The organism is Achromobacter xylosoxidans (assembly GCF_002192695.1).
Classification (GTDB): Bacteria; Pseudomonadota; Gammaproteobacteria; order Burkholderiales; family Burkholderiaceae_B; genus Achromobacter; species Achromobacter xylosoxidans_C.
In genome coordinates this window covers 1-7,370 of the sequence record NZ_MTLG01000045.1, presented here as the reverse complement: position 1 = coordinate 7,370, position 7,370 = coordinate 1, and the positions used below count along the sequence as shown (strand labels likewise).

Below are 7,370 nucleotides of genomic sequence, written 5' to 3'. Positions count from 1 at the left end.
GCGCGTGGTGGCGCTGGAGCAGTACCTCTCGCAGGCGCGCAACTATGATCCGGTGCTCGATGGCCTGCGCTCGGCAGTACGCTACGACAAGACCTACTTCGACAAGATCGTCGCATCGCTGCTGCCGCTGCTGGAGAAGCTCACCAGCGGCAAGATCGCCCAGCTTCTGGCCCCGAACTACTCCGACCTGGCCGACCCACGCCCGATCTTCGATTGGATGCAGGTGATCCGAAAGCGCGCCGTGGTCTATGTCGGCCTGGATGCGCTGTCCGACGCCGAGGTCGCCGCAGCGGTCGGTAATTCCATGTTCTCCGACCTGGTTTCGGTCGCAGGCCACATCTACAAGCACGGGATCGACGACGGCCTGCCGGGCGCATCGGCTGGCTCGCGCGTGCCGATCAACGTCCACGCCGACGAGTTCAACGAATTGATGGGCGACGAGTTCGTGCCGCTGATCAACAAGGGCGGCGGCGCTGGACTGCAAGTCACCGCGTACACGCAGACCCTCTCGGACATCGAAGCCCGCATCGGCAACCGGGCGAAGGCCGGTCAGGTGATCGGCAACTTCAACAACCTGTTCATGCTGCGCGTGCGCGAGACGGCTACCGCTGAATTGCTGACCCGGCAATTGCCGAAGGTCGAGGTCTATACGGCCACCATCGTCAGCGGCGCGACCGACAGCTCGGACATTCGCGGCGCGACAGACTTTACGTCGAACACCCAAGACCGCATCAGCATGTCCAGCGTGCCGATGATCGAGCCATCGCACGTCGTCGGCCTGCCCAAGGGCCAGTGCTTCGCGCTGCTGCAGGGCGGTCAGCTTTGGAAAGTGCGCATGCCACTGCCGGCGCCGGACCCGGACGAGGTGATGCCGGCGGACTTGCAGCAACTGGCAGGGTATATGCGTCAGAGCTACAGCGAAGCGACGCAGTGGTGGGAGTTCACCAGCTCCCCGGTCTTGCAGGACGCGGCCTTGCCGGACGACCTGCTCGATGAGGCGGCCAACGCCACACCCATCACCGACACGGGCGGCACGGCCAACGAAGAGACCGCGCCATGAGCGATGCCGCAGCCACTGCGCAGCGCGAGCAGAACCGCCGCCAGGGCCTGATCGTCGGCACCATCACCTTGCCGTTCCGGCTGCTCGGGGTGCTGATCGGCTCGCTGCTGTTCTCGATCGTCGTGGAGTGCGTCGGCATGCACCTGTTCTGGAAAGACCAGGGCTGGCAGCACTCCCAGCAGATGTTGCAGTACGAGTTGGGGCACCTGTCCGAGCACTTCACGCGCAGCTTGGTCGTGCAGGAGCCGGGGCGCACGGCGCATGCGCTGGTGGATACCGGTTATGAATGGGTATTCGTGCGATCAGGGCTGCTGGAGCGCATGAGCCAGACCGCAGAGCGCGCCCGTGCGCTCAGCCAAGGACAGGCGCGGAACTTCCGTTACTTCATCAGCCAGGTCTATGTCTGGACCGAGAGCTACCTGATCGCCGCTGCCTTCACCACACTCACTTTTTTGGTGCGCTTGTTGGTCCTGGCGCTCACGCTGCCGCTGATTTTCACGGCGGCATTTGTCGGTTTGATCGACGGTTTGGTGCGCCGCGATGTACGCCGGTTCGGGGCGGGCCGCGAATCCGGCTTTATCTACCACCGAGCAAAAGCCAGTCTGATGCCGCTGGCCGTGCTGCCCTGGGTCACGTACCTGGCCTTGCCGATCTCGGTACATCCGCTGCTGATCCTGCTGCCGAGCGCGGCCTTGCTGGGACTGGCCGTGAGCCTGACTGCAGGGAGCTTCAAGAAGTACCTGTAATCGAATCCCCATACGAAAACGCCCAGCTTCAACGGTCGGGTATTCTCGCGATCACCTCATGCTATTGTATCTTTCCCGTTTCTATGCTCATTTATTGAGCGGAGTCCGTTGCATAAGGGAACAATCCGTACCGTCCATGATACGGGTTCTTGCCGAACATAAGGGACTGCTCGCGCTGCATAATTGCAGCAGGCGGATCCGTGTTCTCAACAACGATGACTTGTGTGTCGCTAGGCAACGCTTCAAGATATGCATAGAACTGTTCTTGAAGGTCAGTACCAGTCAAATCATCTTCCGCTCCGTCTGGCTCTCGGTATGCAAGCAAAGGAGAATCGAGCACGACGAATCCCATGTGCGGCGTCTGGCGAGCACGACAGAAAGCAAGCAGTCCGAGGGTAAAGGCTGCATGCGTGATGGCGCGAAGGCCCTTACCAAAAGCACTACGCGACTTTCCAGCAATGACAAGATCCCGAGTCTTGGAATCGAAGTAAACATCCCCAGCCTCTGGGAAGTGCCAACCAGTCAGTATGCCCTCGACAGTCTTGGCAAAACTGTGGGTCACCGTGGTTGAGAGGTCTGCGTTTGCAACCGCGCCAGCCTTCTCCTCTTCGGTGCCTTTTTCAAGGTCGGCGCGACGGCGCTCCATGTCTTGCACAGTGGCGTAGAGTGCCAGTGCTTCGCGCACCTGGGCCCGCTTGTCGGCAAAATCTGAATAGGACTTGCGAAGGGTCGAAAGCTTAGGTGCGATCAATTCTTCAACCGACTCTGAGATTGACTCCAACTCTCGAACCACAGTAGGCATCCTGCGATCAAAGTTGGCACCTTCGCGCTCAAGGCTTTGGACAGTCGTTACAAGTTCAGCGCGCAAAACTTCGATCTTGGCGATCTCCATTCGTGCAGCCTGAACGACGGCATCAGTGTCTCCATTGCACCCAGCATCGGCGCGATGATGATCGGGGTTCGCGCCGCAGAGAGGGCAATGCCCGGCGCCAAGTACGCTAAACAGCGTCCCGCCTTCCTCAATGGCACGCAACCTTTCAATATCGGACACGTAATGTCTGTCGAGCAGTCTGAATCGTTCAAGCATCGCGCCGACCTCTGCACGCCGCTCTCGGCTTTCCTCCAGTTTCTTGCGCAGTTCTCGCCGCTTCCCGGCAGCCTCCTGAAATTCAGCTTCCGTGGTGTTTACCTGAGCCGCCTGTTGGTGAAGCGAGGTGTCGATCTTCTCTAGCTGCTCCTCCAACTCCTTCGGACTCTTGGTCAACTCTTTGAGCCGATCGCGATAGTCGTCAAGAAGCTGATCGAGAAGATGCAATTGCGCCTCACGCGACAACTCCTCCGGCTCACTCTTATTACTGGCGACTAATGCGGAGTCGTCCGCTCCGGTTAGAAGTAACTTGAACGTCGCCAAGTTCGGCGTATTGGCGGTGGGATTGCCATCAACGAGCGGAGAGCTTTGTTGTGTGATCTCCGTCTCATCGACGATCATCAAGCGCGCAATGTTGCGAAAGCTCAGGCTGATGGTTTCGTTCCGGGAGTTTTTTCGGACACGCTTGCTTCCAAGGCCACATAGATTCAGCAAGAATGAGGAAAGATTCGCACTGTTCCTATCGCTGTGCTTCTCGTCAAGTTGCGTGTACGGGATGTCGGGCGTCGGCGGTGTCTGGTGCAAGTCTTCGTAGAGCCGGAAACCACCACCATCCACGCTGCGCCAGAGCGTAAATGACTTCCCATCAAGGGTCTCAATTCCCAAGAGAACGAGGTCGTAGCCGACGCGCTCAGGGATATCTCGCAGGGGTGGTTTGCCACCGAGCATGAAGTCGATGGCTTCGACAATGAAAGACTTTCCAGTATTCGACGCGCCGTAAATAACGTTGAGACCGGCGCCGAAGGTCACTGTTGCGGGCGGCTTCTGTGGGCCGAAAAAACCGAGGAAGCGCAAGCGAAAGCCGGGAGTTACTGACGTCATGCTTCGCCTCCCAGGCTTTGCTCGACGCGCTGGAATTCCTCGACCCATTTATCGAAGAAGCGGCGCATCATACCTTTGAACTGTTCGTCCGTTAGGTCACCAATGGTTTCGACAAGCCATACAGCGCGATCCTTTAGAGACAGCAGATAGTTGGAAGATACTGACGACAGGAACGTCGCAGCATTCTCGCCTGCACCATACTTGATTCCCTCGGGTGTAACTTCACGCTCCACAAGGTCGCGGGTCATCATTAGAAGCAGCGATTGCTCGATCAATTTCCGGCGCACGAGCAATTCAGCCGAGTGCATTGGTGTCGGTGGGTGCAAATTGTCGGGGCCGTCGATATCGCCGGTATGAACAAGAAGGTAGTCAAGGGCGACAAGCCGCTGGAGGTCGTAGGTTTGCGGATAGGCGGCACCCAGAATCGAGACCGCACGAATACCGGCCTCAAGTGGGCCATTGAAGGTGATCGGCTTATGTTCTTGGCTCATGATCGTGTCCACCGAAGGCGCTCTTCATTCACGAGTTGATGGCAGATCCCATCCCGGTCTTTGGGGTTCGTACAAGTGATGAGAGCGTTTGCCGTAATCTGCATGTCGCGGGCCGCCTTGGTGACGGCGCAGACTTTTTCGTAGCCATCGGCGTGGTTCCCGTCATGTGTGTCGATAACGCCATCGTGGATGTCGTCTAGCAAGGACTCGAATGTGCCGGGCGGTACACTGTCGCGTGCGAAGACGCGCAGCGACTCCGCCTCATAGAACGCTTCGCGCTGACGGCGGAAATGATCCTTGAGCTTCGGTACGGACAAGGTCGAGGGGTCAGTCACAATTGTTTTTGTGTGCTCGCTGTATGCGCCAAACAACTGCGTCACATAGCGACTCTCGGTGACAGCGACTTCCTGGGGAGGTTTTTCGGATGCAGGCCGCGTTGGCAGTCCACCACCGAAACGCGCTGTGTGGACCGGTGTGGCACGATGATCATCAACAAGCTGAAGCGCAGTCTTGGCGTCGAAGATGGAGAAGTCGAAGGTGTCCACATAGGCCCGGAGTTCCGCATCGAGCAGCACTTCTTGCGTGCTAGTGATCGCACCTTTCACATGCTTATCCCAGTTCGCAAACAGTTCCTCGCGTAACTTCGTTGCATTCGAGAATAGGCGGCTAAGCGACGTGCCAGCACCGAGCGGCGAAACAAAATAGTAGCGACGGGGGGCCGCGTATTCACCTTTGTACGAGTACCAGATGACCTTACCGAACTCAGTCCATACATCGCTGGGCCTGATGGCATGGTCGTAGTGCTTACACTGGAAGTTTTCCCATATACCCTGAAGGCGTTCTCCGTCAGCGAACCCAGCGACGTCGATACCCATATCACCAGCACCTGAGAAGCGCTGAACGTGTTCGTACTTCGTCGTGAGGCAGTAATAAGCCCACTCCTCGACGAACCCCTCCCACTCTCCTGGCGAGTAGGTCAGTAGCCTTTGCTGCGGCGGCATCACAGGGCCGTTCGCCACCTGTGCGGCCGTAACAACGGTCGCGGGGATCGGCGGCTTATTGATATCCTTCCAACTTGCTGTCATGACGCACCTTGTCCCTGGTTACCATGAGGGCAGAAGTACGGGTTTTTGTGTATCTGTGCTGCCTGGACTTTTTTTGTGAAAAAATCCGTGAGGTCGTCCTGTCGCTCAAGCAGGCGTACGACCTCCTGAAGCGTCGAGAGAACCAGAACTTTGTGTTGCAGGAACTCTCGTACCGTGTGAATCGCAGGTTCCGTGTAATCACTGGCAGAGATGAAGATACCTCGAACTTCGGCCCTCGACATGAGACGTACAAGATGCTCTGCAATCTCTGGTTTTCCCACCGGATTGCGATACCACTTCATTTCCACGAAGTACAGAACACCGCCGAGTTCAATGACCCCATCAATCTGCTCGACAATCCCTGCGCCAGCCTCACCAACCAAGTGGAAGGCTTTATGGATGAGAACGCCGTAGGCTTGGAATAGATTATTGAGGGCCGTTTCCAGCAATTTCCCGCGTTCCTGCGCCGTCGCGGCGGTGCCAAACAATGCATACAAACCCTGCTTGGCATTCTCGATCCTGGAACTGCGCTCGCGATTTTCTGCTGCGATCCGCTTCGACTCGGCGAGGCGAGCTTGTCGTTCTTCTTCGCGGGCATTGTTCATGCGCGTGAAAGCGTCTTTCTGGTTAACGACTTCGCGGATACTAGCGACAAGGCCCTTGGCCTTGAGCTGGTCGGCGGGCCAGCACGAATCGAAGTTCGCAAAGTCCACCACGCGCCGCAGTACTTCCCGCCGTTCACGGAGAGCGTGTTCCCCCTTTGCGTTGAGGCGGTCAAGCACCGTGCGAACCATCTGGTACTTGTTGACGTCCTTCGATGCAGCCCTCAAGTGAGCGGCAATGTCAGAAGTCATGTTGTCAGGCACTCCTGCGCCCCGGAAGAACACCAGCACATCCTGCTTCGAGCGATTGAGCAGCGGCACGACATCCACCAGTAGATTGAACAGCTCTGGTGGATAGTGGAATGTGATGTCTGTCGGTGCATCAGTCATGCGCCGCTCCTCCTCCAAACGCCCTCACCAACGTAAGAAAAGTCTTTGCTCCCTTTTGTCATAAAAGACCTTCCCTACGTAGCTTTCACATGCTTGTTAGTCTTATGGCCGCGAACGACTGGGCCGGTAGGGAGCGACCTGATAGATCGTCCCGATTCAACCTCTGCAAGTTCCAAGTCGTACCGTGCTTGCAAGTTCATCCAGAACTCTGGGGCGTCACCGAACCAATGAGCAAACCGCAGCGCAGAGTCACCAGTGATCCCACGTTTGCCGTTGATTATCTGAGTGACCCTATTAGCAGGGACGGCAAGCTGACGCGCCAACTCAGTCGGCGACACACCAACAGCTTCAAGACGCTGGGCGAGAACTCCTCCCGGATGATGGACTGCTGCGGTCATATTGCGCCTCGGAATGGCCAGGCTATTCCCACCGACGATAAGGTTCTTGACGATGTACGTCAATCGTACATCAATTGACCTTGTTCATTTCTGGGAAGTACCTCTCCGATCAATCGGGTAGTGGTTGGGTTCCTATTGTTTGCGGCCTGAAACGCCTCTGATCGCCACGATCAAGCCATTGCTGATCACACAGGAATGGCGCGATGTTGGCTCCGATCTGGCTGCGCGCCGCGCATCGCGGCGTGCCCACTTTTCTCGTGACGGCCCTACTGATGGGGCAGTCTTCGATGGCGTTGGCCGAATCCCCGATGCAGCGTCAGGAGCTGGTTGCCGCGCTGCGTCAGCTCGACGCGCTGGAGCGCACCGTCGCAGATAGCGCGACGCATACCCCCATCACACCGGGCGAGCGCTACCACTTCGATTACCCGCGACTACTGGCTGACCTTGAGCGTGTGCGCGCTGGCATCCTGGCCCATCTCACACCGTCGCGCGCCCAGCCGCGCGACCTCTCCGAACTGACTGGCGAGTACCGCACTGAGCGGGCTGCCCCGCCATCGCTGCCGACGACTGCGCAGGGCAGACCATGAACGGCGCCCAGGTCTCGGCATTTCAAGCCAACAGCGGCATCG

8 protein-coding genes are annotated in these 7,370 nt (G+C 57.9%); 3 read left to right on the top strand and 5 right to left on the bottom strand.

Features of this window, described 5'->3' with window-relative positions:
- On the top strand, positions 1–1,060 hold a 1,060-nt coding region (traD, locus tag BRO63_RS04765), incomplete at its 5' end, for a conjugative transfer system coupling protein TraD (protein ID WP_143219451.1).
- Complete coding sequence (locus BRO63_RS04760; protein WP_033981937.1) at positions 1,057–1,806, top strand: TIGR03747 family integrating conjugative element membrane protein; 750 nt, start codon at positions 1,057–1,059, stop codon at positions 1,804–1,806. The genes traD and BRO63_RS04760, both read left to right, overlap by 4 nt.
- A gap of 91 nt (positions 1,807–1,897) precedes the next feature.
- Here BRO63_RS04760 and BRO63_RS04755 read toward each other — a convergent pair whose 3' ends face one another.
- The 5 genes from BRO63_RS04755 to BRO63_RS04735 all read right to left on the bottom strand — a co-directional run bounded on the left by BRO63_RS04755 (position 1,898) and on the right by BRO63_RS04735 (position 6,741).
- Entirely contained in the window at positions 1,898–3,775 is a 1,878-nt protein-coding gene (locus BRO63_RS04755; RefSeq protein ID WP_033981940.1) for an ATP-binding protein, read from the bottom strand.
- The gene (locus BRO63_RS04750; RefSeq protein ID WP_033981941.1) at positions 3,772–4,266 is read right to left on the bottom strand and encodes an ABC-three component system middle component 2; all 495 of its coding nucleotides are present in this window, start codon (positions 4,264–4,266) and stop codon (positions 3,772–3,774) included. Before BRO63_RS04750 ends, BRO63_RS04755 begins: the two co-directional genes overlap by 4 nt.
- Entirely contained in the window at positions 4,263–5,351 is a 1,089-nt protein-coding gene (locus BRO63_RS04745; RefSeq protein ID WP_033981942.1) for an ABC-three component system protein, read from the bottom strand. Before BRO63_RS04745 ends, BRO63_RS04750 begins: the two co-directional genes overlap by 4 nt.
- Positions 5,348–6,343 (bottom strand): restriction endonuclease, encoded by a 996-nt coding sequence (locus BRO63_RS04740; RefSeq protein WP_088138672.1) that lies wholly within the window; start codon positions 6,341–6,343, stop codon positions 5,348–5,350. The genes BRO63_RS04745 and BRO63_RS04740 overlap by 4 nt, the downstream gene beginning before the upstream one ends.
- Before the next feature lie 74 nt (positions 6,344–6,417).
- Entirely contained in the window at positions 6,418–6,741 is a 324-nt protein-coding gene (locus BRO63_RS04735) for a HigA family addiction module antitoxin (RefSeq protein ID WP_079381333.1), read from the bottom strand.
- A gap of 203 nt (positions 6,742–6,944) precedes the next feature.
- Here BRO63_RS04735 and BRO63_RS04730 point away from each other — a divergent pair, with 203 nt between their 5' ends.
- The gene (locus BRO63_RS04730; RefSeq protein ID WP_033981946.1) at positions 6,945–7,328 is read left to right on the top strand and encodes an integrative conjugative element protein, RAQPRD family; all 384 of its coding nucleotides are present in this window, start codon (positions 6,945–6,947) and stop codon (positions 7,326–7,328) included.
- The last annotated feature ends 42 nt before the right edge of the window (positions 7,329–7,370 follow it).

Bases quoted from the DNA above. Each gene is read 5' to 3' on its own strand.
- BRO63_RS04760 (WP_033981937.1), top strand. From the start codon at position 1,057: ATGAGCGATGCCGCAGCCACTGCGCAGCGCGAGCAGAACCGCCGCCAG.
- BRO63_RS04755 (WP_033981940.1), bottom strand. From the start codon at position 3,775: ATGACGTCAGTAACTCCCGGCTTTCGCTTGCGCTTCCTCGGTTTTTTC.
- BRO63_RS04750 (WP_033981941.1), bottom strand. From the start codon at position 4,266: ATGAGCCAAGAACATAAGCCGATCACCTTCAATGGCCCACTTGAGGCC.
- BRO63_RS04745 (WP_033981942.1), bottom strand. From the start codon at position 5,351: ATGACAGCAAGTTGGAAGGATATCAATAAGCCGCCGATCCCCGCGACC.
- BRO63_RS04740 (WP_088138672.1), bottom strand. From the start codon at position 6,343: ATGACTGATGCACCGACAGACATCACATTCCACTATCCACCAGAGCTG.
- BRO63_RS04735 (WP_079381333.1), bottom strand. From the start codon at position 6,741: ATGACCGCAGCAGTCCATCATCCGGGAGGAGTTCTCGCCCAGCGTCTT.
- BRO63_RS04730 (WP_033981946.1), top strand. From the start codon at position 6,945: ATGTTGGCTCCGATCTGGCTGCGCGCCGCGCATCGCGGCGTGCCCACT.